Source organism: Nocardiopsis halophila DSM 44494 (genome assembly GCF_000341245.1).
In the GTDB taxonomy this organism is placed as follows: domain Bacteria; phylum Actinomycetota; class Actinomycetes; order Streptosporangiales; family Streptosporangiaceae; genus Nocardiopsis_A; species Nocardiopsis_A halophila.
Genome location: NZ_ANAD01000044.1, coordinates 43,673 through 65,236, shown reverse-complemented (window position 1 = coordinate 65,236; position 21,564 = coordinate 43,673). Strand labels below are relative to the sequence as shown.

At 75.0% G+C, this 21,564-nt stretch carries 24 protein-coding genes and 1 riboswitch; of the genes, 10 read left to right on the top strand and 14 right to left on the bottom strand.

The genetic code is table 11. The features are described 5' to 3' along the window. Window positions 1-3: 3 nt before the first annotated feature. Genes D450_RS0105525 through D450_RS0105515 form a run of 3 tightly spaced genes read right to left on the bottom strand, consistent with a single transcriptional unit; the run spans window position 4 to window position 2,674 of the window. The gene (locus D450_RS0105525; RefSeq protein ID WP_017537681.1) at window positions 4-909 is read right to left on the bottom strand and encodes a metal ABC transporter permease; all 906 of its coding nucleotides are present in this window, start codon (window positions 907-909) and stop codon (window positions 4-6) included. Continuing rightward, window positions 897-1,709 carry a metal ABC transporter ATP-binding protein gene (locus tag D450_RS0105520; protein ID WP_017537680.1) on the bottom strand — a complete coding sequence of 271 codons (813 nt, stop codon included), beginning with the start codon at window positions 1,707-1,709 and terminating at the stop codon, window positions 897-899. The genes D450_RS0105525 and D450_RS0105520 overlap by 13 nt, the downstream gene beginning before the upstream one ends. Then, window positions 1,706-2,674, bottom strand: coding sequence for a metal ABC transporter substrate-binding protein (locus D450_RS0105515; RefSeq protein ID WP_017537679.1), 969 nt, complete (start codon window positions 2,672-2,674; stop codon window positions 1,706-1,708). Before D450_RS0105515 ends, D450_RS0105520 begins: the two co-directional genes overlap by 4 nt. Before the next feature lie 424 nt (window positions 2,675-3,098). Between D450_RS0105515 and D450_RS0105510 the strand changes: the two genes are divergently transcribed. Continuing rightward, window positions 3,099-3,839, top strand: coding sequence for a (2Fe-2S)-binding protein (locus D450_RS0105510; RefSeq protein ID WP_017537678.1), 741 nt, complete (start codon window positions 3,099-3,101; stop codon window positions 3,837-3,839). 177 nt (window positions 3,840-4,016) lie between these two features. Beyond that, window positions 4,017-4,775 carry a MerR family transcriptional regulator gene (locus D450_RS0105505; RefSeq protein ID WP_017537677.1) on the top strand — a complete coding sequence of 253 codons (759 nt, stop codon included), beginning with the start codon at window positions 4,017-4,019 and terminating at the stop codon, window positions 4,773-4,775. Window positions 4,776-4,815: 40 nt separating this feature from the next. On the opposite strand, the gene D450_RS29525 is transcribed toward D450_RS0105505, so the two are convergent. Together D450_RS29525 and D450_RS0105495 are read right to left on the bottom strand one after the other, a co-directional pair. Beyond that, window positions 4,816-5,688 carry a hypothetical protein gene (locus tag D450_RS29525; protein WP_026128401.1) on the bottom strand — a complete coding sequence of 291 codons (873 nt, stop codon included), beginning with the start codon at window positions 5,686-5,688 and terminating at the stop codon, window positions 4,816-4,818. 108 nt (window positions 5,689-5,796) lie between these two features. After that, entirely contained in the window at window positions 5,797-6,309 is a 513-nt protein-coding gene (locus tag D450_RS0105495) for a GNAT family N-acetyltransferase (RefSeq protein WP_017537674.1), read from the bottom strand. A gap of 155 nt (window positions 6,310-6,464) precedes the next feature. Between D450_RS0105495 and D450_RS0105490 the strand changes: the two genes are divergently transcribed. Next, window positions 6,465-6,875, top strand: coding sequence for a DUF6463 family protein (locus tag D450_RS0105490; protein ID WP_239647232.1), 411 nt, complete (start codon window positions 6,465-6,467; stop codon window positions 6,873-6,875). A gap of 91 nt (window positions 6,876-6,966) precedes the next feature. On the opposite strand, the gene D450_RS0105485 is transcribed toward D450_RS0105490, so the two are convergent. The 3 genes from D450_RS0105485 to D450_RS0105475 form a co-directional block, all read right to left on the bottom strand. After that, window positions 6,967-7,656, bottom strand: coding sequence for a metal-dependent transcriptional regulator (locus tag D450_RS0105485; RefSeq protein ID WP_017537672.1), 690 nt, complete (start codon window positions 7,654-7,656; stop codon window positions 6,967-6,969). A gap of 84 nt (window positions 7,657-7,740) precedes the next feature. Then, entirely contained in the window at window positions 7,741-8,415 is a 675-nt protein-coding gene (locus D450_RS0105480; RefSeq protein WP_017537671.1) for a DUF998 domain-containing protein, read from the bottom strand. A gap of 81 nt (window positions 8,416-8,496) precedes the next feature. Next, window positions 8,497-9,090, bottom strand: coding sequence for a DUF421 domain-containing protein (locus tag D450_RS0105475; protein WP_241483067.1), 594 nt, complete (start codon window positions 9,088-9,090; stop codon window positions 8,497-8,499). A 416-nt stretch (window positions 9,091-9,506) separates the two neighbouring features. Here D450_RS0105475 and D450_RS0105470 point away from each other — a divergent pair, with 416 nt between their 5' ends. Then, window positions 9,507-12,890, top strand: a complete 3,384-nt coding sequence (locus tag D450_RS0105470; protein ID WP_017537669.1) for a DNA polymerase III subunit alpha — start codon at window positions 9,507-9,509, stop codon at window positions 12,888-12,890. Window positions 12,891-13,110: 220 nt separating this feature from the next. Beyond that, a complete protein-coding gene (locus tag D450_RS0105465) occupies window positions 13,111-13,497 on the top strand; it encodes a hypothetical protein (protein ID WP_017537668.1) in 387 nt (128 codons plus the stop codon). 121 nt (window positions 13,498-13,618) lie between these two features. Here the strand turns inward: D450_RS0105465 and D450_RS0105460 are convergent, their stop codons facing one another. Continuing rightward, window positions 13,619-14,359: a class I SAM-dependent methyltransferase gene (locus D450_RS0105460; protein ID WP_026128400.1), complete on the bottom strand. Its 741-nt coding sequence runs from the start codon at window positions 14,357-14,359 to the stop codon at window positions 13,619-13,621. A 68-nt stretch (window positions 14,360-14,427) separates the two neighbouring features. Continuing rightward, the gene (locus D450_RS0105455; RefSeq protein ID WP_017537666.1) at window positions 14,428-14,898 is read right to left on the bottom strand and encodes a GNAT family N-acetyltransferase; all 471 of its coding nucleotides are present in this window, start codon (window positions 14,896-14,898) and stop codon (window positions 14,428-14,430) included. Between the two features lie 131 nt (window positions 14,899-15,029). Here D450_RS0105455 and D450_RS0105450 point away from each other — a divergent pair, with 131 nt between their 5' ends. Continuing rightward, window positions 15,030-15,668, top strand: a complete 639-nt coding sequence (locus D450_RS0105450; protein ID WP_017537665.1) for a LysE family translocator — start codon at window positions 15,030-15,032, stop codon at window positions 15,666-15,668. 35 nt (window positions 15,669-15,703) lie between these two features. Here D450_RS0105450 and D450_RS0105445 read toward each other — a convergent pair whose 3' ends face one another. After that, window positions 15,704-16,120, bottom strand: coding sequence for a MerR family transcriptional regulator (locus D450_RS0105445; protein WP_017537664.1), 417 nt, complete (start codon window positions 16,118-16,120; stop codon window positions 15,704-15,706). Window positions 16,121-16,194: 74 nt separating this feature from the next. Here D450_RS0105445 and D450_RS0105440 point away from each other — a divergent pair, with 74 nt between their 5' ends. After that, window positions 16,195-16,986, top strand: a complete 792-nt coding sequence (locus D450_RS0105440; RefSeq protein WP_017537663.1) for a methyltransferase domain-containing protein — start codon at window positions 16,195-16,197, stop codon at window positions 16,984-16,986. A 44-nt stretch (window positions 16,987-17,030) separates the two neighbouring features. On the opposite strand, the gene D450_RS0105435 is transcribed toward D450_RS0105440, so the two are convergent. Next, on the bottom strand, window positions 17,031-17,906 hold the full coding sequence (locus tag D450_RS0105435) for a LysR family transcriptional regulator (RefSeq protein ID WP_017537662.1): 876 nt from the start codon (window positions 17,904-17,906) through the stop codon (window positions 17,031-17,033). A 149-nt stretch (window positions 17,907-18,055) separates the two neighbouring features. Here D450_RS0105435 and D450_RS0105430 point away from each other — a divergent pair, with 149 nt between their 5' ends. The 3 genes from D450_RS0105430 to D450_RS0105420 all read left to right on the top strand — a co-directional run bounded on the left by D450_RS0105430 (window position 18,056) and on the right by D450_RS0105420 (window position 19,886). Beyond that, window positions 18,056-19,042, top strand: a complete 987-nt coding sequence (locus D450_RS0105430) for a DMT family transporter (protein WP_017537661.1) — start codon at window positions 18,056-18,058, stop codon at window positions 19,040-19,042. A 78-nt stretch (window positions 19,043-19,120) separates the two neighbouring features. Further along, window positions 19,121-19,185: riboswitch (guanidine-III (ykkC-III) riboswitch) on the top strand. A gap of 18 nt (window positions 19,186-19,203) precedes the next feature. Next, window positions 19,204-19,518 (top strand): DMT family transporter, encoded by a 315-nt coding sequence (locus tag D450_RS0105425; RefSeq protein ID WP_017537660.1) that lies wholly within the window; start codon window positions 19,204-19,206, stop codon window positions 19,516-19,518. A gap of 2 nt (window positions 19,519-19,520) precedes the next feature. Continuing rightward, entirely contained in the window at window positions 19,521-19,886 is a 366-nt protein-coding gene (locus D450_RS0105420) for a DMT family transporter (protein ID WP_017537659.1), read from the top strand. A 15-nt stretch (window positions 19,887-19,901) separates the two neighbouring features. Here D450_RS0105420 and D450_RS0105415 read toward each other — a convergent pair whose 3' ends face one another. Together D450_RS0105415 and D450_RS0105410 are read right to left on the bottom strand one after the other, a co-directional pair. After that, window positions 19,902-20,252, bottom strand: coding sequence for a MerR family transcriptional regulator (locus tag D450_RS0105415; RefSeq protein ID WP_017537658.1), 351 nt, complete (start codon window positions 20,250-20,252; stop codon window positions 19,902-19,904). Window positions 20,253-20,321: 69 nt separating this feature from the next. Further along, on the bottom strand, window positions 20,322-21,539 hold the full coding sequence (locus D450_RS0105410; protein WP_017537657.1) for an MFS transporter: 1,218 nt from the start codon (window positions 21,537-21,539) through the stop codon (window positions 20,322-20,324). Window positions 21,540-21,564: the final 25 nt, after the last annotated feature.

Sequence of the window (21,564 nt, the reverse complement as noted above, 5' to 3'; positions counted from 1 at the left end):
CGCTCAAGGCGCGCTGGCCGGGTCGGCGGGCTCGCCGGTGCGCCGGGCCTGCCGCGCCCGCCGCAGCGCACCGGCGGCCACCCCGTGGCGGGGGGCGAACAGGTAGGCCAGGGCGAAGGCGCAGGCCTGCACCGCCACGACCGCCCCGCCGGTGGCCGCGTCCAGGTGGAAGCTCAGGTAGGTGCCCAGCACCGAGGCGGTCACCGCGACCGCCACCGCGATGGCCAGCATGCGCTCGAAGCGGTCGGTGAGCAGGTAGGCGGTGGCACCGGGGACGATGACCATGGCCACCACCAGGATGATGCCCACGGCCTGCAGGGCCACCACGACGGTGACCGCCAGCAGGCCCAGCAGCAGCGCCTCCAGGCGGCGCGGGTTCAGGCCGATGGCGTGGGCGTGCACCCGGTCGAAGGCGTACAGGGTCAGGTCGCGGTGCTTGACCAGCACCACCGCGAGCACCACGGCGCCGGCCGCCAGCACCTGGGCGATGTCGGCGTCGGAGACCCCCAGGACGTTGCCGAACAGGATGTGCATCAGGTCGGTCTGGCTGGGGATCTTGGAGACCAGCAGCACGCCCACGGCGAACAGGGCGGTGAAGACCACCCCGATGGCGGCGTCCTCCTTGACCCGCGAGGTGCGGTTGACCACCCCGATCAGGGCGACCGACCCGGCGCCGAAGACCAGCGCCCCCACCGCGAAGGGCAGGCCCAGCAGGTAGGACAGGACCACGCCGGGCAGCACGGCGTGGGAGACCGCGTCGCCCATCAGCGACCAGCCGATCAGCGTCATCCAGCAGGACAGCACCGCGCACACCGCCCCGGCGACCACGCTGACCAGCATGGCGCGCCACATGAAGTCGAACTGCAGCGGCACGGTGAACCACTGGACCAGGGCGTTCAGCGCCTCCATGCCGCCTCCTGCCCGTCGTGGCGCGGTCGGGCCGAGGCCCCGGGGGCGGTGATGCCGAAGACCTCGGCCAGGCGCTCGGGGGTGAGCACCTGCTCGGGGGCGCCCTCGGCGAGCACGCGGCGCTGCAAGAGCACCGCGCGGTCGCACAGCTCGCCGGCGCCGGCCAGGTCGTGGGTGGACACCAGCAGGGTGCGGCCCTCTTCGCGCATGCCGTGCAGGACCTCGGTGATGGTGGCCTCCGAGCCCTTGTCGACGCCGGCGAAGGGCTCGTCGAGCAGGAACAGGTCGGCGCCCTGGGCGATGCCGCGGGCCACGAAGGCGCGCTTGCGCTGGCCGCCGGACAGGGCGCCGACCTGGCGGTGGGCCAGGTGGCTCAGGCCGGTGCGCTCCAGGGCCTCGGCGACGGCCCGGCGGTCGGCGGCGCGGGGGCGGCGCATGGGGCCCATGTGGCCGTAGCGGCCCATCATGACCACGTCGACGACCCGGACGGGGAAGGAGTGGTCGATGCGCTCGCTCTGCGGGACGTAGGCCACCAGGCCCGCCTTGCGGGCGCGGTCGGGGGTGCGGCCGTGCAGCAGCACCTGCCCACCGGCCAGGGGCACCAGCCCGATGAGGGCGGAGAAGAGGGTGGACTTGCCCGAGCCGTTGGCGCCCAGCAGGGCGCAGACGGTGCCGGACTCCACGCGCAGGTCGGCGGCGTCCAGGGCGAGCACGTCGCCGTAGCGGACGGTCAGGCCGCGGGCGTCGATGGCCGGGTGGCCCGTGGCAGGGGCCTCGGGCGCGCGGGCGGGCGCGGTCACGGTGCGTCCTCCTCGGGGTCGGCTTCGGGCTCTTCGCCGGTCAGGCCTTCGACGATGGTGCGGGCGTCGTGGCGGAGCAGGTCCAGGTAGGTGGGCACGGGGCCGTCGGGCTCGGACAGCGAGTCGACGTAGAGGTCCCCGGCGAAGCGGGCGCCGCTCTCCTGGGCGACCTGGCGCTGGGCCTTGTCGTTGACGGTGGTCTCGCAGAAGACGGCGGGCACCTCGTTGTCGCGGACGAACTCCACGGCCGAGGCGATCTGGCGGGGGGTGCCCTGGGAGTCGGCGTTGACCGGCCACAGGTACTTCTCGCGCAGGCCGGTGTCGCGGGCCAGGTAGGAGAAGGCGCCCTCGCAGGTGACCAGGGCGCGCGCCCCCTCGGGCAGGGCGTTGAGCTCGGTCTCCAGGTAGTCGCCGACCTCGGCGACCTCGGCGGTGTAGGCCTCGGCGTTGGCGGCGTAGTCCTCGGCGTGGCCGGGGTCGAGCTCGGAGAGGGCGTCGCGGATGTTGGCGATGTAGACGGCGGCGTTGTCGGGCGACATCCAGGCGTGCGGGTTGGCGCGGCCCTCGTACTCGCCGGCGGCGATGGGGATGGTCTCCACGCCCTCGGTCAGGGTGGCGGTGGGGGCGTCGATGCGGTCGGTGAACTGGGAGAACCAGGCCTCCAGGCCCAGTCCGTTGTCCAGGATCAGGTCGGCGTCCTGGGCGCGGACCAGGTCCTCGGGGGTGGGCTCGTAGCCGTGGATCTCGGCGCCGGGGCGGGTGACGGAGGCGACCTCCAGGTGATCGCCGGCGACGTTGCGGGCCATGTCGGCCATGACGGTGAAGGTGGTCAGCACCTTGGGGCGGCCGTCGCCCCCGTCGTCGGCGGGGGCGGCCGAGCATGCGGCGGCGCTGAGCAGCGCGGCGGCGAGCCAGGCGGCACCCCAGGGGCGGAGTGAGGGCCGGCTACGGCAAATGTTCGGCATGCCTAACTTCTATCACAGGTGGACTGAACTAGGTGTTTCGGTCCGTATACCTTCCCCATTGCACCCCCACCGCGGCCCGGCGGCAGGGTTCCGGGTGTCAGGTCCCCCGGGAGGGCCGGGCGTTCCTCGTGTCCTCTGCCGCACGGCACGACGAACGCGGTTCCGGGGTCCCGCCCCTTTTCCTCCCCGCGGCGGACCGGTGGAGCAGACAAGGGCGGCGACCGGACGGCTCGCGGGCCCAGGAGGCGTTCATGGACGGCCGCCCGCTCGTCCGTGAACGGCTGCTCGTCGAAGGCCCTGGGGTGTGCGCGGGGCGCGGGGACGGGTGAGCGGGGCGTCGGCCTNGCCGCCGGGGGCCGCCGATCTAGGCTGGCCTGGCCGAGGGCGAGGCCCCGCGGGGCACCGACGACGGGAGGAGCCGACGATGGCCGAGACCGCCGCGTACGCGGTCCTGGACCGGGCGCTGGACGAGGCCGCCGGGATCAACGCCTTCTTCGAGGTGGTGCGCGCCCCCGCCGGACAGGTGCGGCCGGCGGCCGACCTGTGGACCGACGGCGCCTTCCTCGCCTCCCGGATCGCCGCGGTCCGCGAGCGCCTGGCCGGGCGGGCCGGCCGCCACCTCGACGACGTCGAACCGCGTGTAGCCGCCTCCATCTTCTTCCAGGGCATCGCCTCCCGGGTGCTCTCCCCGGCCGCCGCGGCCGCGCTGGCCGGCGGCGTGGTGCCCGATCAGCGGGCGCTGGGCTGGTACACGGAGGGGGCGGGCCTGCTCCTGGCACGCACCGGCGGCCCAGGGGTGCCCGTCGGCCCGGAGCCCGGCGCGGCCGCTGACGGCCTGGCCGAGCACGTGCTTCAGGGCATGCTCGCGCCCCTGGCGGGGGCGGTGCGCGCGCAGGTGAAGGTGGCGCCGCGGCTGCTGTGGGGCAACGCCGCCTCCTCCCTGGGCGGCACGGTCGCGGCCCTGGCCTCGGCCCGCCCCGGGCTGGCCGGCGCGGCCGCCGGGCTCGGCGCGGCGCTGATGGCCCGCCCGCCGCTGGAGGGCCTGGGCGGGCCCGGCCGGCCCGGCGCGACGATGGCCGACTCCTTCCGGCGCAGCACCTGCTGCCTCTACTACCGCATCCCGGGCTGCGGCACGTGCGGCGACTGCGCCCTCGCGGGGCGCTGACCCCCGAGGGCCGACGCGCAGGGTCCGGGCAGGGAGGCCGCTGTCCATGCACCCGTGGGACCGGTTGTCGATTGTGTCGATTGTGCGGGTTTGAACCTCACGCAGCGTGAGGCCCTAGCGTCATCGGCGACACAGGAACGGGGCGCCGGAGCGGCGCGGACGCGAACGGGGGCGGGCATGGAGGGCGGAGGCCACGTGTGGAAGGTCGGCGAACTGGCCAGGGCGACCGGCCTGACGGTGCGGGCCCTGCACCACTACGACGGCATCGGTCTGGTGCGGCCCTCCGAGCGCACCGCCTCCGGGCACCGGCTCTACACCGAGGCGGACGTGCGTCTGCTCTACCGCGCATTGGCCCTGCGTGATCTGGGCCTGCCTCTGGAAGAGGTGCGCTCGGTCCTGCAGGGCGGGGGTCCGGGGCTGGACGAGCTTCTGACCGGGCAGTTGGCCCAGGTCGAGCGGCGCATCGCCGCCCTCGGGGGACTGCGCGGACGGTTGTCGGCGGTCCTGCAAGCGGCGCGCGGCGGTTCGGCGCCCGAATCCGAGCGCCTGATGCGCGTGATCGAAGGGATGAGCAGCGTGGACGAGACGGTGAGGGCCTACTTCGGCGAGGAGCGGCTGCGGGAGCTGCAGCGGCGCCGACACGAGCGCGGGGAGGAGGCGGTGGGCGCCGACATCGCCGCCTGGCCGGAGCTGATCGCGGCGGTGGGCCGGGCGGTGGAGGACGGAACCGACCCGGCCTCGGACGAGGGGCGGGAGCTGGCCCGCCGGTGGATGGCGCTGCTGGAGTCCTTCCACGGCGGCGACGACGGATTGAAGGAGTCGCTGTACCGGATGCGCGAGGGCAGGGCCGAGGAGATCACCGCCGGGCACGGCGGCCCGACGCAGGAGATGATCGACTTCGTCGCCAGGGCGAACGAGGCGCGGAACGCCGGGTAGGGCGCGGGCCGGGGCACTGCGGCGCCCCGGCCCGCGGTGGTCAGTCGTCGAAGAGCTCCTCGGCGGAGGAGACCGTGGCCGCGCGGCGGACCCAGGTGTCGAGGCGGTCGATGTCGGTGCACGAGGTGATGCGCTCGCGCGCGTCCTCGGTGACCTCGATGCCGCGGGCCCGGAGGAAGGTGATGATGTCGTCGGCCTTCCCCGCGGCCTTCCCCGCGGCCATCCCGGCGTCCCTGCCGTCCTGGAATGAGCGGCGGAAGAGCCGGGTCTTGTACTCGTAGGTTCCCGTTCCCATGATCTCCTCCAGGTACTTTCGCGCCGCACGCGGCAGCGCCGCCAGCACGTAATCAGAATACAGACTGGTCACCGACTGATCGATGGCCTCCAGGGCCGCCGGAAGGGCGTCCAGCGCGGCGCGGTCGCGCGCGTCGTTGTGGGCGGCCGCGATGATGGCCAGTTCCGGATGGGCCCGCGCCTGCTCAGGGTCGGTGATGGGCGCGACCGACCCCATGAGGAGCGGCACGGGCCGGACCTCGCCGCACCCCAGGTCGATCGGGGTGGCGCACCACTGGCAGACGCTCGCCTTCGGCACCAGCACCAGGAGCTTGACGGGGCACCTCAGGCGGGCACGGAGGGTGCTGACGTAGACGGGCCAGCTGAACTCCTTCTCCCCGTCCTTCTTCAGCTGGTTCTCGACGATGATCGCCATTTGCGGGACATCGTCCTCTTCGCACACGACCGCGGAGTCGATGCGGTATTCCGTCGCCGCGGTGGTCGTTGCGTCGCCCGATTCGCAACGCGTGCGGGAGTATTTCGGTACCGGCACCTGCTGGGCGGCTTCGAGGAGCTCTACGGCGACCTCGGGGCGGTGCCGGATGATGTCGAGGGGGAACTCGTGTTCGAGTGACGGCATGCGGAGAACATAGCGGAGGGGGCGGCGGCGCGAGAGGGGAAAGAGAGAACGCGGGGATTTGCGGAATTGTGCGGGCCGCCGCCCCTTGTCAGAGGGTCCGGGAAGAGATCAGCGGATCAATTCCTCGGCCAGGAGGTCCATCAGCAGACCGTCGTGGAATGTGCCGTCGTCGCCGCGCTCGTAGCGCCGCAGGACGCCCACGGGGCGGAAGCCGACCTTGATGTAGGCGCGGATCGCCGCGGTGTTGTCGGCCGCGGGGTCGATGGTCAGGCGGTGGTGGCCCTCCTCGTCGACCAGGTGGGCCGCCAGTGTGCGCACCGCATCGGTGCCCAGGCCCTTCCCGTGCACGGCGGGGGCCAGGTAGACGTCGATCCCGGCGTGCCGGTAGTCGGGGTCCTGTTCAGCCGCCCACTGGATCGCGCCGACGGTGCGGCCGTCGTACTCGACGGCCAGCGTACGGGTGTCGGGATCGGCCAGGTCCCGGGAGACCTCGGCGTCCATGTCCTCGGCCGCGCGCCACCAGGCCCGCACCTCGGGGGTGCGGCGGATGGCGGCCAGTGCGGGGACGTCGTCGTCGGTCGCGGGTCGCAGGGTGACGTAGGTACCACGCAGCACGGTCATGATCACCGAACCTATAGGGCCCCGCACCGCCGGGACAGAGCCGGGCCCGCGTTCCCGAGGGACACGGGGCACCCCGGAGGAATCCCCCGGGCGGGGCCGCCCCGTCCCCCTCGCGGGGGATCACCGGGGCGGGCGCGGAGCGCCAGGCTGGGCCCATGGACACCTCAGCGCGACTCACCGTTGCCGGCGGGTGGAGCATGGCGGCCATCGCGCTGCTGCACACCCTCTTCTTCCTCCCCCACCCCTACTGGGGGGAATGGTTCTCGGGCGAGCTGTGGAGCCACGGGACGTCCACGGAGTCGATGCTGGGCTTCTGGGCGCTGCCGGGCGGCTTCGTGGTCCCCTTGGCCGTGCTCGGCCTCCTCGTGGCCAGGACGGGGCGCCGCGGCGAAGCGGTGCCGGCCTACGCGGGATGGGCGATCGGCCTGTGGGCCCTGGGTTGCGCGGCGCTGGTCGGCCCCAGCGGGTTCCTGCTGGGGCTGGTGCCGGCGGGCCTGCTCATCGGCGCCGGCCTGGCGCGCCGGTCGGGCGACCGGCGCCGCGCAGCGGAGGCCTGGCGCGCCTAGCGCGCAGGGGCCGCTCGCCTGAGATGTGCGGTCCGCCCTTCCCGCCGGGAGGGCGGACCGCGCCCGTTGCACGGGAACGGGGCGGCAGGGGTCAGTCGGGCGCGATCCACAGCGCTTCGGCGGCCATCAGGCCCAGGGAGCGCTCGCAGGCGTCCTCCCCCGAGCCGATGCGCACGATGAGCGAGCCGCCGTAGGGCTGGCGCTCGACCACCTCCACGTGCATGCCGATGCCGATGCGCTGCTCGGACAGGTAGCGCAGCAGTTCGGGGTCGGTGTCGTTGACCCGGACGATGGTGCCGACCGCGCCGGCCTCGGCGTCCGAGAGCAGGCCGGTGGCGCGGTTGACCACCCGGCCGTCGCGGGTGGGGATGGGGTCGCCGTGCGGGTCGGCCACCGGGTCGCCCAGGCGGGCGGAGATGCGCTCGACGAACTTGTCGGAGACGACGTGCTCCAGCTCCTCGGCCTCGTCGTGCACCTCGTCCCAGGAGTAGCCCAGCGCCTCCACCAGGTAGGTCTCCAGCAGGCGGTGGCGGCGCAGCACCGCCAGCGCGGCCTTGGTCCCGGTCTCGGTCAGGCGCACCGACCCGTACCGGCGGTGGTCGACCAGGCCCAGGTCGCCGAGCTTGCGCAGCATCCCCGAGACCGAGGAGTTGGACACCGACAGCCGCTCGGCCATCGCCGAGATGGTGACCGGGCCGCTCCCCCTCTCCTGCAGGTCGTAGATGACCTTGACGTAGTCCTCGACCGAGGTGGACGGCCGCTCCGCCGGTACTGACTCCATGCCTTCAACGCTACCGTGAATCGCCTGTGCGCCCCGTTCCCGCGGCTCAGCGCGGTGGACGCGCTCCCTGAGGGGCCGCGGCGGTCAGGCCTCTCCGGGAGCGCGGCGGCGCTCCTCGCGCAGCAGGAGCAGCGCGGCCACGGTGGTCCACCCCAGCAGGCACACGATGGACGCGCGCTGGTACAGCCCGGCCAGGTCGACGAGGCCGGGGGCCTGCTCGAAGCCGGTGCCGGCGAGGACGAAGAAGACGACGCCCGCGACCGCGCTCAGCAGGGAGTAGGCGGCCGCGGCCCACCACCGTGCGCGCAGGGCGCGTACGCCGAAGACGACGCAGGCCACGGGGAGCCCGATGAAGACCAGCATCGAGAACGCGTCGTGGGCCACCCCCGCGGGGGTGTAGACGATCTCGTCGGGGCTGCCGGGCGGGTAGCCGCTGAGCGGGTCCCCGGGGAAGACCCCGGCGCCCGCCAGGCCCACCCCGGCGGCGCCGACCGCCCACGGGGCCGCGCCGGTGCGCCCGCCGACCGGCACCCGGCGCATCCCCGCGGCGAGGAGGACCAGCAGCCCCCCGGCCAGCAGGAAGTTCGCCGCCTGCACCCACCCGTCCCCGGTGAGGGCGAGCGAGCTGACCGGGTGGCGGAGCGGGTCGTAGTCGGGGCGCAGGGCGCCGGCGGCCGTGAACACCGCGACGAACAGGGGGCCGGCGGCCGCGCCGCCCACCAGGAGCCGGCGCGTCGGCGCGCCGCGCGGTACCGCCATCGGGGGCCTCCTCCCGTGGGCGCCGCCCCGCCGCCGACCGGGGCCGACGGATGGGCGTGTGCGCCGCATCGAAGGCCGACGCTACCGGTTGCGGCCCGCCTGGCCCCCACCGTCCCCCTGGCCGTTTCCGGACTGTTCGCTCAGCAGGTTCTCGATCCGGGCGAGCCGCTGTTCCAGGGCCCGGACCTGGCCCGCCGTCGCCGCGCGCTTGCCCTGGCGCAGCTCCACGAGCAGAGTGCCGTCCGGCTCCAGCATGACGCGCTCGGCGTCGCCCACCCCTGAACCGCCGTCCCGGCGCACCACCTGTTCGACGTCGGCCTTGCGCACCCCGAGCCGCCACATGGTGCGCCGGTCGTACCGGCCGTCGCGCACCAGGACGCTGGTCCGGCCCTCGAACAGCCGCCAGGCCCACCACCAGCGGGTGCGCAGCCGCACCATCGCCCAGTCGGCCGCCATGAGCACGACCGCGCCGACCACGCCCCCGGTGACCGAGAAGTCCTGGCCGATGACGGCGTTCTGCACCACGTTGGACAGCAGCAGGACCACGACCAGGTCCATGGTGTTGAGCTGGGCCAGGTCGCGCTTCCCGCCCAGCCGCAGAATCAGGTACAGGGCCAGGTACACCAGGACGGTCCGGACGGTCTTCTCGGCTGTGGGTATGTCGGGGACGAACATGTCGTGCCACATGGTGGGGCCCTCTCCGCTTCCGCCCNCGCGCGGCCCCCCGCCCCGCCGCGTCCGCTCCCATGCTGCCCGGCGGCGCCCCGGCGCATCGGCCGGACGCGCCGGGGCGGGCGCCCGTGCCTCTTTCGGACACCGGGAACCCCTGCGGCTGCGGGCCTCCCTGCCGCCGCTCCCCCCTCTTCTCCCAGGTCACAGGTGCACCTAAGGCACCATCTGCGCTAGTATTCGTACAGAAGTTCGATTTCGGCCCGTCTTCCCCGTCGTGTGCCGGTGTGAGCGCTCTGGGTGGTTCGCCGCCGGGGCCGCGCCGCGCCCGGGCCGCGCGCCCGTCCCGGGCGCCGATCCGCGAGGGGGAGGAGCGCGATGCCGGTGCGGCCGCGGGCGGAACGGGCACGAAGGGGGCACCCGTGACCGCGCCCGCCCCCTTCGTCCACCTGGACACGGCCTCCTCGGCCTCCATGCGCCACGGCACCTCCCACCCCGCCGCGCTGGTCGAACGCGCCGCCGAGCTGGGCATGGACATGCTCGCGCTGACCGACCGCGACGGCGTGTACGGTGCCGTGGCCCACCTCAAGGCCTGCCGCGACGCCGGCATCCGCCCGATCCTGGGGGTGAGCCTGGCGGTGGCCGCCCCCGGCGGCGGCCGCATCACCCTGCTGGCCCGCGGCGCCCGCGGCTGGGCCTCCCTGTGCCGCCTGGTCACCCGCGCCCACGCCGCCGCCGGAACCGACCCCTCGGCCGTGCCCGCGGTCTCCCCCGAGGCCGTCGCCGCCCACGCCGAGGGCCTGGTGGTCCTGCTCGGCCCCGGCTCCGACGTGGGGCAGGCCGTGGCCCGGGGCCACGGCCTGCGCGCCCTGAGGCTCCTGGAGGGCTGGCGCGCCGCCGCCGAGACCGCCGTCGAGGTCGTCGACCACCTGGGCCCCGGCCAGCGCCGCCGCGCGGCCGCCCTGCTGGCCCTGGCCCGCCGGAGCCGCACCCTTGCGGTCCTCGGCAACGCCGTGCGCTACCCCCGCCCCGAGGACGCCGAGGTCGCCCAGGTCATCGACCAGGCGCGCCGCTGGCTCCCCGGGGGCGGCCCGCCCGCCGAACCCGCCGGGACCCAGGCCTACCTCAAGGGCACCGCGGAGATGGCCGAGATCGCCGAGCGGGTCTGCGGGCCCGACCGCACCGAGGCCCGCCGCCTGCTCGCGCACACCCGCGCCCTGGCCGCCTCCTGCGCCCTGGACCCCGAGGCCGACCTGGGCCTGGGGCGGCCGCACATGCCCCGCGTACCCGGCGCCCGCGAGCGGCTCTGGCGCGCATGCGAGGAGGGCGTGGACCGGCTGGGCCTGCGCGGCGACGAGCGCGCCCGCTCCCGCCTGGCCGCGGAGCTGGAGATCATCGAGCGCAAGGGGTTCTCCCCCTACTTCCTGACCGTCGCCGACATCGCCGAGCGCATCCGCGCCCGCGGCATCCGCTGCTCCATCCGCGGCTCGGGCACCGGCAGCCTGGTCAACCACCTCATCGGCATCTCGGCGGTGGACCCCCTGGCCAACGGGCTGCTCATGGAGCGCTTCCTGTCGCACGGGCGCACGGGGCTGCCCGACATCGACCTGGACGTGGAGTCGGCCCGGCGCCTGGAGGCCTACGAGGCGGTGTTCGAGGGCTACCCCGGCGCCGCCTGCGTGTCGATGCTGGAGACCTACCGGGCCCGCAGCGCCGTCCGCGACGCGGGCGCGGCCATGGGGCTGCCGCCGCACGAGGTGGACGTGCTGGCCAAGGCCTTCCCCCGGATCCGCGCCCGGCAGATCCGCCAGGCCTGCGAGGACCTGCCCGAGCTGCGCACGGGACGGCTGGGCGCGCACCCGGCCCGCGCGCTGTTCCGCCTGGCCGAGCGGCTCGACGGGCTGCCCAGGCACGCGGCCCTGCACCCCTGCGGCATCGTCGTCTCGGACGGGACGCTGCGCGACCGGGCGCCGCTGCAGCCCAGCCGCACCGGCTTCGACATGGTCCAGTTCGACAAGGACGACGTGGAGGAGATGGGGCTGATCAAGCTCGACGTCATCGGGGTGCGCCTGCAGTCGGCCATGGCGCACTCCCTGGACGAGATCGAGCGCACCGGCGGGGAGCGGGCCGACATCGACGCGCTGCCCGACGGCGACCCGGCCACCTACGCCATGATCCGCTCCTCGGCCACCCTGGGCTGCTTCCAGATCGAGTCGCCGGGGCAGCGGGAGCTGGTGGGCAAGCTCAGGCCGAAGAACATGGGCGACCTGATCATCGACATCTCGCTGTTCCGCCCCGGGCCGGTGGGCAGCGACATGGTCGCCCCGTTCCTGGCCGCCCGCGAGGAGGCCGCCGAGGGGGGCGCGCCGGCCGGCCCCGACCTGGTCTCCCCGGTGCTGGCCGAGGTGCTGCGCGAGACCGGCGGGGTGGTCGTCTACCACGAGCAGGTGCTGATGGTGCTGCACCTGATGACCGGCTGCGGGCTGGACCAGGCCGAGGTGATGCGCCGCCGCCTGGGCACCGAGGAGGGGCGCGAGCAGGTGCGGGAGGTCTTCACCCGGATGGCGCTGGAGTGCGGCCGGCCCGGCGAGGAGGTCGAGCGCGCCTGGGAGATCCTGGCCTCGTTCGGCTCGTTCGGGTTCTGCAAGGCCCACGCCGCGGCGTTCGCCCTGCCCACCTACCAGTCGGCCTGGCTCAAGCGGCACCACCCGGCCGCCTTCTACGCCGGGATCCTCACCCACGAGCCGGGCATGTACCCCAAGCGCGCGATCATCGACGACGCCCGGCGGTTCGGGGTGCCGGTGCTGGGGGTGGACGTCGACCGGTCGGGGCGCGAGTGGCGGGCCGAGCCCACCCCGGACGGCCGGTGGGGGGTGCGGGCCTCGCTGGCCGACGTCAAGGGGATCTCCTCGGCCGAGATCGAGGCGGTCGTCGCCGGGGCGCCCTACGCCTCGCTGCGCGACTTCGTCTCCCGCGCGGCGGTCTCGCGTGACGTGCTGGACCGGCTGATCGAGGTCGGGGCGCTGGACCGGGTGGGCGCGGCCCCCGGCGCCGAGCGGTCCGGCCGCCGCGACCTGCTGCTGCGCGCCGGGGAGCTGGAGCGCGCGGGGCGGTCGGGCCCGGGCGGGGGCCAGCTGGGGCTGGCGGTGGAGCCGGGGGCGGCGGCCCGGGAGGCGGGGCTGCCCGAGATGACCCCGGCCGAGGAGGTGCAGGCCGAGCTGCAGGTGCTGGGCTACGACGCGAGCCGGCACCTGCTGGACTGCTACGCCGAGGTGCTGGCCGCGCTGGCGGCCCGGCACGGGGCGGTGCGCGCCCGCGACCTGTCCCGGGCCCGGCACGGGGAGCAGGTGCTGGTCCTGGGGGTGAAGGTGGCCACCCAGACCCCTGCGGTGCGGTCGGGGCAGCGGATCATCTTCACCACCCTGGACGACGCCACGGGGCTGGTGGACCTGACCTTCTTCGAGTCGGTGCAGGACCGGTGCGCGGCGACGGTGTTCGGCTCCTGGCTGCTGGCGGTGCGCGGCCGGGTGCGCAGGGCGGGGTCGGGGCCGCCGACGGTGAACGCGGCCGAGGCCTTCGACCTGGAGGAGCTGGCCCGGCTCTGGCACGAGGAGGGGGCCGAGGCGATGGACGCCCACCTGCGGCGGCCGCACCGGAGCCGCCTGGCGGGCGTGGGCGGCAGGCGCGTGCGCTACGCGAGCGGGTTCGCGCTCACCCCCTACGCCGAGATCGCCCCCGCGGGCAGCGGAAGCGACTCGGCCCCGAGGAAGCTCTGGCACGCCAGCCCGGGCAGCACGGGAAGGTGAGACATGGAAAGACCGTACAGACGTCGTCCCCTGGCGCGAGGGTCCCACCGCGGAAGAGCCGGATCACCTTCGTAGCACGGGCGTGGCGCTGGGAGTCCTTACGCCGGTGTCCCTCCTCGTCTTCTCAGTGGTGGTGTCATGGGGCGCCTGGAAGGCGTTGTCGGCGCCGGAGCCGGAAGTGACCGTGGCCGTTGTCCGGCGGAGGCGTAGGATTCGGCGCGTGGACGTCTCTGCCTCCCGTCCCCGCGTCCTGGTGATCGGCCTGGACCCCTACCGGGTCCCCGGCCCTTGGGACCCCGAGCCGGTTGCCGAAGCGGTCCGAAGAGGGCTCGCCCGCTTCGCCGAACACGGCGTCGGCGTCCGGGCCTGCCTGCTGGGCCTGGAGGACGGAGACGAGGCGGAGCGCGTGGCACAGGCCGCCCGCGCGCTGCGCAACCACCCGTGGGAGTGCGTCGTCGTCGGAGGGGGCCTACGCACGCACGACGACCTGCTCGAACTGTTCGAGCAGGTGGTCGACCTGGTGCGGCGCCACGCCCCCGGCGCCGCGATCGCGTTCTCCTCGGCCCCGGAGGACACCTACGAGGCCGCCGCCCGCTGGATCGAGTGATACGCGCCGCCGTGCACGGTTCGTTCACCACTGGGGACCCCGCACGTGAGCCCCCGAGGTCGGTCAGGGGCGGCCTTGGAGCGCAAGGTGCACGGCCCCTGGGCCGTCCCCCTTGAGGGGTTCACGTGGCGTCCGCCGCAGGGCGCCGGGCCACGAACACGAGCTCGCGGCCCGGCCGGTCAGGCGCGCCACGGACCTCCTCCACCGTGAACCCCTGGGCGAGCAGGTCGTCCTCGACCTCCTGCCGCTCGCGGAAGCGCAGTGTCGAATCCGAGGTCAGGACCTGTCCGTCCGAGGCGAAGACGTAGGTCGTGCGGAACTCCACCAGCGGCAGGGCGACGCGGGTGGCCTCGATCCATGTCTCCACGGCACCGACGCCCTCGACGTCCACGACGCGGTGCGTCCACGCGCGCCTCCAACGCTCCCAGGCGCGGGCGGCCGGATCCCGTGTCTCGAACATCAGGAGCCCTCCGGGGGCCAGCGCCTTGTAGGCCCCTTCCAAGGTCGCCCGCCAGGCCTCCGGATCCACGATGGCCTGGGCGACGTTGCCCGTCATCGTGGCCAGGTCGACGGGCGGCACCGGAAGCTCGGACGCGTCGCCGCGGATCCACCGGACGCGCCCGCCGCCCGCCTTGGCCTCGGCGACGTCGACGGACGCCCCGGCGGGGTCGAGGCCGACGACCTCGAACCCGCGGCCGGCGAGGAGGAGCGCGAACACCCCCGTGCCGCAGCCGATGTCCAGCACGCGACGCGCACCGCACTCCTCCGCCGCCCCGAGGTAGGCGCCCAGGTCGCCGCGGTCGCCCTCGACCGCGTCGTAGACCGCCGCCAGCCGCGGATTCCCGAAGCACTCATCGACCATGCGGCAGAAGATACGCACGGCGCCTACGCCGCCCAACCGGATTTCGGTCGGAGGGCGAGCGGCCCGCGTCAGTCGGCCGGAGGGGGAAGCGCCTTCTTGAAGCCGACGTGGGTGGGGTCGTAGCCCAAGCGCCCGTAGAAGCGGTGGGCGTTTTTCCGGGTGCGGTCAGAGGTGAGCTGGATAAGCGAGCACCCCCGTTCGCGGGCCTGGGACTCGGCCCACTCCATCATCCGGGCGCCGATCCCCCTCCCGCGCTCTTCGGCCCGGACGCGCACCGCCTCGACCAGGGCACGGGTGGATCCGCCGCGCGACAGGTAGGGAATGAAGGTGAGCTGCAGTGTGCCCACCGCTCTCCCGCCCGTCTCGGCGACCGCGAGGAGCTGGCGGGGGTCGGCGTCGATCTCCTTGAACGCGGAGAGGTAGGGCCCCAGGTCCCCGGTGTCCTCGCGCCCACGCCCGATCGCGTCGTCGGACAGCATCGCCACGATCTCTGCCACGTCCTCGACCTGCGCCCGCCGCATCCGGACCGGTTCGGCCATGCCACTCCCCCCGCTGGTCCCGCAGCTCTCGGTGAACGGCGTGAAGCCTATCCCCCTCCCGGCGCGGTGCCGGGCCCGGCACCGAGGAAAAGGGCTGGAGGGGCGGGCCCCGGCCGTGCTGGAATGACCGGGTGATCGAGCCCCATGTCCTGACCGCGTTCGCCGTCGCCTCGTTCCTGCTGATCGTCGCCCCCGGCCCCAGCGTGCTCTTCGTCGTGGGCCGCGCCCTTGCGCACGGGCGGCGCGTCGCGCTGGCCGGCGCCGTCGGCAACGCGATCGGCTGCTACGCGCTCGTGGGGGCCGTGGCGCTGGGCCTGGCGCCGCTCGTGGAGCGCTCGGCCGTGCTGTTCACCGCGCTGAAGCTGGCGGGCGCGGCCTACCTGGTCTACCTGGGCGCCAAGGCCTGGCGCGAGCGCGGGGCCCTGGCGCACGAGTCCGCGGACCAGGGCGCGCACGGGGGCCTGCCGCGCCTGGTGTGGGACGGTTTCGCCGTCGGGGCCGCGAACCCCAAGACCCTGGTGTTCCTCGCCGCCGTGCTGCCGCAGTTCGTGGACCGGGCCCAGGGGCACGTGGCACTGCAGATGCTCCTGCTCGGCCTGGTCTTCAGCGCCCTCGCGGCGGCCTGCGACAGCTGCTGGGCGCTGGGCGCCTCCTCGGCCCGGTCCTGGTTCGCCCGCTCGCCCCGCAGGCTCTCCGCCCTCGGCGGCGCCGGAGGTCTCACCATGATCGGCCTGGGGGTCGGTCTCGCCGTGACCGGACGCAGGGACTGACGGCGCACGGGCGGCCGCGGCGCCTGCGGAGCCCGTCACGGCCGCGTGTCGGCCACCGTCTCCGCGACGATCCGCCGGAAGTGCGGGCAGGTGACCACGTCCTCGTGCTCGCAGGCCAAGGCCTTCTCCAAGAGCTCGGCCGCCCGGCTCAGCAGGGCGATCCGCTCCCGCAGCCCGCTCAGCCCCTCGGCGAGCACGTGCTGCCGCTCCTCGGCGCCGCGCGCCCCCAGCAGGGCGCGCATCCGCTCCAGCCCGAGCCCGGCCTCCTTGCCGTGCATGATCATCGCGATCCGCACCAGGTCCTCCTCGCCGAACGTGCGGCGTCCGGCGGCGTCCCGGCCCGGCGTGAGCAGCCCTTCGTCCTCCCAGTGGCGCAGCACGTGCGGGCGCAGCCCGAAGCGCGCCGCCGCATCCCCGATCGGCAGTTCCCGACCGCCTTCGCTTGACTTCATGTCGCCATTAACCCGCATGCTCAGGCCTTCGGAGAAGACCGGCGGGCACCGCCCGCCCGGATCGAGGAGGACCTGTGGCCGCCACGCACCGGACGAATCGCCCCGCAGCACGCGAGGCCGAGGAGACGGCGGGGCTCATCGCCGCTCTGGACGCCTTCGACGCCGTCCCGGAGGCCGCCGCCCTGCGCGAGCGGTCCCACACGCTGATCGCTCCGCCGCCCGGGGGCACCGTGGTCGACGCCGGCTGCGGCGCCGGGCGCGCCGTGGCCGAACTGGCCGGGCGCGGCGCCGTGCCGGTGGGGATCGACGCCGACCCCCGCATGGTCGAGGCCGCCCGGGCCCGGGTGCCCGGAGCCGACGTGCGGGTCGGTGACGCCGCCCTGCTCCCCCTGGACGACGGGGCCGCCGCCGGGTACCGGGCCGAGAAGGCGTTGCACGGGCTGCCCGACCCGGCCCGTGCCGTCGCCGAGGCGTACCGGGTGCTCGTCCCCGGGGGCAGGGCCGTGCTGCTCGGCCAGGACTGGGACGGTTACCTCATCGACGCCGACGACGCGGACCTGACCCGGCGCATCACCGCCGCCGTCGCACGGGGCCTGCCCTCCCCGGACAGCGCCCGGCGGTTCCGACCGCTGCTGCTGGACGCGGGCTTCACGGACGCCGGGGTCGAGGCGCACGTACTCATGCTGACCGATCCGGTGTTCCTGCCGGTCGTGGCCGGGGCCGCCCGCGGGGCCGTCGCCTCCGGGGCGGTGAGCGGCGACGAGGCCGAGGAGTGGATCGCCGGCCAGGAGCGCCGCGCCCGGGGCGGGCGGTTCTCCGCGGCACTGTGCTTCTTCCTCGCGGTCGGGGTACGGCCGAGGGACTGACGACGGTCCGAGGAAACCGCGCCTGAACACGCCCGTCCGGCGGCTCAGTGCCGGTCCGCGCCGGTGATGCGTCGGGCCGTCGCGACGAAGGACTCCAGCGCCGGGTGGACCGCCCCGGGCCGCCAGACCAGGTGGACGTGCACCGGCGGCGCGTCCTCCAGGGGGACGTACACGACCTCGGCGTGCCGGCGGGTCAGCGCCACCGACCCCAGTGTCACCCCGATGCCCGCGCCCGCCGCGATCAGGTCGATCCAGTCGTCGACGTTGGCGGTGTCGCCCACCACGCGCGGGCGCGGCCCCGCGCCCCACATGCTCGGGTCGGTGGTACCGGTGCCGGTGTTGACCAGCAGCCCCTCGTCCGCCAGGTCGGCCAGGACCAGAGACCCCCGCCCCGCCAACCGGTGGCCCGAGGACAGTGCCGCCCACCGCTCTTCGCGGTGCAGCCGCGCACGGCCGTACCCGCTCCCCGGCGGTGCTCCCCGCACGACGCACGCGTCCACCTCCCCGGCCTCCAGGCGGGCCATCGCGTCGTCGCGGCGGACCAGTTCGAGCGGGCAGTCCGGGCGCTCATCGCGCCAGGACCGCAGCAGCGGGGTGGTGAAAGGGCCGAACGCGCCCCAGGGGTGGCCGACCCGCAGCGGGCGCGGCGGCCCGGCCGGGGCGCGGACCGCCTCGTCGAACGCCTCCAGGACGTGCTGCGCCCGGGCCCGGAACGCCTCCCCCTCGGCGGTGGGCTCGACGCCCTGGGGAGAGCGGCGCAGCAGCACGGCGCCCGTCTGCTGCTCCAGTGCGGACAGCGTGCGTGAGAGGGCGGGCTGGGTGATGTGCAGCCGTTGCGCGGCGCGCGTGATGCTGCGCTCCTCCACTGCGGCGACGAACGCCCGGAGGTGCCGGATGTCGACCCCATGCCCGCAGAGCATACCCCCATGGGAGAACGGCATTTCCCGCGGCCGCCGGGGATTGGCTAGAAAAAGGGTGTGCGGAATGCGCGCCGGCGCTGCGGATTCCTCAGCCCTTTCCTTGCGCGTTTCCCTCTCCCCTTCCTTTCCGTCGGCGATCGGAGCCCCCCATGTCCGCCACGGCCCCCGCCGCCTCCGCCAAAGCGGCCGCGGCGGCGCCGGCCGCCTTCGTCCTGCTGTGGGCGAGCGGACCGCTCGCCGTCCAGCTGGGGCTGCCGCACACCACCGTCCCGGCCTTCCTCTTCCTCCGCGCGGCGGGCGCCGCCGCGCTCGCGTGGGGGATCTGGGCGCTGGTGCGCGACCCCCTGCCCCGCGGTGCGCGCCGGTGGCTGCGACTGGGGGCGGTGGCCCTGCTCGTGCAGGTCCTCTACCAGGGGTTCTTCTTCCTGGCTCTGGCGGTGGGCGCGCCCGCGGCGACGGTGGTCGTGATCGTGGCCCTGCAGCCGGTGCTCACCGCCGCCGTGACCGGCGCGGGGCGGGGACCTGCGGTGTGGGCCGGGTCGGCCCTGGGCGTGGCCGGGGCCGCGCTGACGGCGGGGGCGGGCGCGGGGGTCCTGTCCGGTGGCGAGGGCGGTGCCGCGGGCGTGGCGTTCGCGTCCGCGGCGCTGCTGGGCATCACCGCCGGAACCCTGGTCCAGGGCCGCGCCTCGGGGGTGGGCCTGTGGGCGTCGCTGGCGCTGCAGAGCACGTTCAGCGCGGCCGTCTTCGGGGCGGTCGCCCTGGCCGGCGGCCGGATGCGGACCGATTGGGAGCCGGGCCTGCTGTTCGGGGCCGGGTGGATGGCCGCGGTGGTCTCGGTGGGGGCCACGGCGCTGCTGTACGCGATGGTGGCCCGGGGCGAGGCGGTGCGGGTCAGCGCCCTGTTCTTCTGCGTGCCGCCGGTGACCGCCCTACTCGAGTGGGCCGTGCACGGCCGGGTGCCGACCCCGGCGGCGGCCGCCGGCATGCTCTGCGCCGCCGCGGCGATCGGCCTGGTGGGGCGGGGCAGGGGACCCGCTCGCAGTGCTGCGGCCGAAGGGCGTGCGGACCACTGCGCCGAGAACTCCGCCCCTGCACGGGAAACGCGTGGGAATGCGCGCGCCGCCCGTCGGTGGTGACGGATTTCTCCATCGTTTCCTGCGTCCGGGGGCCCACACTGCTTGCCGGGAACAAGCGCGATGTCGTATACCGTTTTTCAGGGGCCCTGCGATCGGGCCCGCGGACGAGGGAGCCGTACCCGCTTCACGACAAGACGGCCATGGAAAGAGGTCCACATTTCATGGCGTGGTTCGTGTTGGTGGTCTCCGGCGTCCTGGAGGCGGTGTGGGCGGCGGCCCTGTCGGCCTCCGAGGGCTTCCGCCGCCGGCGCCCGACCCTGCTCTTCTTCGTCGCCCTGACCCTGAGCATGGCCGGGCTCGGCTGGGCCATGACGTCCCTGCCGACCGGGACCGCCTACGCGGTGTGGGTGGGCATCGGCGCCACGCTCACCGTGGTGTGGGGCTTCTTCACCGGGAAGGACCGCGCGTCGGTCACCAAGGTCCTGCTGCTGGTGCTCCTGGTCGGTTCCATCATCGGTCTGAAGGCGGTGAGCTGAGCATGCCGTGGATCATCCTTCTCATCAGCGCCGTCTTCGAGGCCGTGTGGGCCACGGCCATGGGCATGTCGGAGGGGTTCACCGAGCCCGGACCGACCGCCGTCTTCGCCGTCGCGCTCCTGGCGAGCATGGTCGGCCTGGGACGGGCGGTCAAGCACATCCCGATCGGCACCGGATACGCGGTCTGGGTCGGCGTCGGCGCGGCGCTGACGGTCGCCTATGCGATGGCCACCGGCGCCGAGCCGGTCTCGGCGGCCAAGATCGTGTTCATCGGCGGGATCATCCTGGCCGTCGCAGGCCTCAAGCTGGTCCCGGGCGGGCCGGAGCCCCTGCCGGGGGCGGCCGCCGAACAGGACGCGGGCGGCTGAGCGCGGTGGGCGGCCTCATCCGCCCATCGCCGCCAAGTGCTCCTCCAGGCGCTCGCCGACCTGCTGCAGCGCGGCGATCCGCCGCCGGACGGCGCGCAGGCGGCCGCGGTAGAGCTCGGCCGCCTCGCCGCACCCGGGTTCGCCTTCGAGGCCCTGCCCGAGGCAGTCCGCGATTGCGCGGACGTCCTCGCTGGTCAGGCCGGAGTCGAGGAGCAGCCGGATGTCGCGCACGCGGGTGATGGCTTCGGACGGGTAGTCGCGGTAGCCGTTTCCGCTCCTGTGCGGGGTGAGCAGGCCCTGCTGCTCGTAGTAGCGCAGGGCGCGCGTGCTCGCCCCGGTCGCCGCGGCGAGTTCTCCGATGCGCATGGCCCCTACCTCTTCCCTCGTCCCGAACGACTACCACCGGAGGTGCCCGGCCCGCCAGGGGCGGGCGCCTCACCCGGGCGGACTCCCCTCGCTCAGCGGTGCGGGGTACAGGCGCACCGCCACCGCCATGAGGACCAGCGCCGCGGCCCCGACCGCGGCCGACGCCGCCGCGGGACCGGCTCCGCCGTACCCGCTCAGCGCCGCGCCGCCCACCGCCCCCGCCGCGGCGATCCCCGCGTACAGGCCGCTGGTGTTGAGCGCCAGCGCCTCGGTCCCCGAGGTTCCGGCCAGGGCGAGGATGCGCGTGTTCATCGCAGGGTTGAACCCCCAGGCCGCCGCGCCCCACACGGCCAGCACCGCCCCGGTCGCCCAGGCCGGGCCCGGGCCGGCCGCGGCCAGCACCGCCAGCCCCGCGGCCGCCGCCACCATGCCGGCGAAGGCCGACAGGAGCGCGCGGTCCGGACCCCAGCGGTCCACCGAGCGCCCCCCGAGGAAGGTTCCGGCGGCCCCCGCGATCCCCACGACCGCGACCATCCCGGCCAGGAGGGGGCCGTCGGCTCCGGCGGCCTCGCGGGCCAGGGGCGCCAGGTAGGTGTAGGTGGCGAACCCCGAGCAGGCTCCGGCGACCGTGCCCAGGACGCCGGTCAGCACCGCGGGGCGGGCGAGGGAGCGCACTCGGCCGGCCGGGCGCTCCGCCGCCTGCGCGGGCAGCGGGGGCAGCAGCGCCGCGCAGGAGGCGGCGATGAGTGCGCAGGCCAGCCCCACAGCGGTGAACGTCGCACGCCAGCCGAACGCCGACGCAATGAGCGTGCCGACGGGGACGCCGAGGAAGAGGGAGACGGTGAGCCCGGCCGCCACCGCCGCGACGGCCCGTCCCGCCCTGCCCGGTGCGGCCAGGCGGGGTGCCGCGGCGAACAGGGCGGGGCTGACGGCCGCGGCCAGCAGCGCCGTGGCCACCCGCAGCGCCATGAGCACGGGGTAGGACGGAGCGAACGCGGACACCAGGTTCACAGCGGCGAACGCCGTGGTCCCGCCGATGAGCAGTGCGCGCCGGGGCACCCGGGCGAGGGCGACGGCGAGAACCGGGGCCGCGAGGGCGTAGGTGAGGGAGAAGGCGGTCACGAGCTGTCCGGCGGCCGCCTCGCCGACCGAGAGGCCGGCCGCGACGGAGGGCAGCACCCCGGCGATCATGAAGTCGTCGGTGCCGATCGCGAAGGAGACCAGAGCGAGGCAGGCCAGGGCGGCGGCGGTCCGGCGGGGACGGGTGGTGGTCGCTGTGTCGGGCATGCCGGGACGCTAGAACCTTGACGCA

Coding starts and splice junctions, on each gene's coding strand:
- D450_RS0105525 (WP_017537681.1), bottom strand. CDS start 909: ATGGAGGCGCTGAACGCCCTGGTCCAGTGGTTCACCGTGCCGCTGCAG.
- D450_RS0105515 (WP_017537679.1), bottom strand. CDS start 2,674: ATGCCGAACATTTGCCGTAGCCGGCCCTCACTCCGCCCCTGGGGTGCC.
- D450_RS0105510 (WP_017537678.1), top strand. CDS start 3,099: ATGGCCGAGACCGCCGCGTACGCGGTCCTGGACCGGGCGCTGGACGAG.
- D450_RS0105505 (WP_017537677.1), top strand. CDS start 4,017: ATGGAGGGCGGAGGCCACGTGTGGAAGGTCGGCGAACTGGCCAGGGCG.
- D450_RS29525 (WP_026128401.1), bottom strand. CDS start 5,688: ATGCCGTCACTCGAACACGAGTTCCCCCTCGACATCATCCGGCACCGC.
- D450_RS0105495 (WP_017537674.1), bottom strand. CDS start 6,309: ATGACCGTGCTGCGTGGTACCTACGTCACCCTGCGACCCGCGACCGAC.
- D450_RS0105490 (WP_239647232.1), top strand. CDS start 6,465: ATGGACACCTCAGCGCGACTCACCGTTGCCGGCGGGTGGAGCATGGCG.
- D450_RS0105485 (WP_017537672.1), bottom strand. CDS start 7,656: ATGGAGTCAGTACCGGCGGAGCGGCCGTCCACCTCGGTCGAGGACTAC.
- D450_RS0105480 (WP_017537671.1), bottom strand. CDS start 8,415: ATGGCGGTACCGCGCGGCGCGCCGACGCGCCGGCTCCTGGTGGGCGGC.
- D450_RS0105475 (WP_241483067.1), bottom strand. CDS start 9,090: ATGTTCGTCCCCGACATACCCACAGCCGAGAAGACCGTCCGGACCGTC.
- D450_RS0105460 (WP_026128400.1), bottom strand. CDS start 14,359: ATGGTCGATGAGTGCTTCGGGAATCCGCGGCTGGCGGCGGTCTACGAC.
- D450_RS0105455 (WP_017537666.1), bottom strand. CDS start 14,898: ATGGCCGAACCGGTCCGGATGCGGCGGGCGCAGGTCGAGGACGTGGCA.
- D450_RS0105445 (WP_017537664.1), bottom strand. CDS start 16,120: ATGAAGTCAAGCGAAGGCGGTCGGGAACTGCCGATCGGGGATGCGGCG.
- D450_RS0105435 (WP_017537662.1), bottom strand. CDS start 17,906: ATGCTCTGCGGGCATGGGGTCGACATCCGGCACCTCCGGGCGTTCGTC.
- D450_RS0105430 (WP_017537661.1), top strand. CDS start 18,056: ATGTCCGCCACGGCCCCCGCCGCCTCCGCCAAAGCGGCCGCGGCGGCG.
- D450_RS0105425 (WP_017537660.1), top strand. CDS start 19,204: ATGGCGTGGTTCGTGTTGGTGGTCTCCGGCGTCCTGGAGGCGGTGTGG.
- D450_RS0105420 (WP_017537659.1), top strand. CDS start 19,521: ATGCCGTGGATCATCCTTCTCATCAGCGCCGTCTTCGAGGCCGTGTGG.
- D450_RS0105415 (WP_017537658.1), bottom strand. CDS start 20,252: ATGCGCATCGGAGAACTCGCCGCGGCGACCGGGGCGAGCACGCGCGCC.
- D450_RS0105410 (WP_017537657.1), bottom strand. CDS start 21,539: ATGCCCGACACAGCGACCACCACCCGTCCCCGCCGGACCGCCGCCGCC.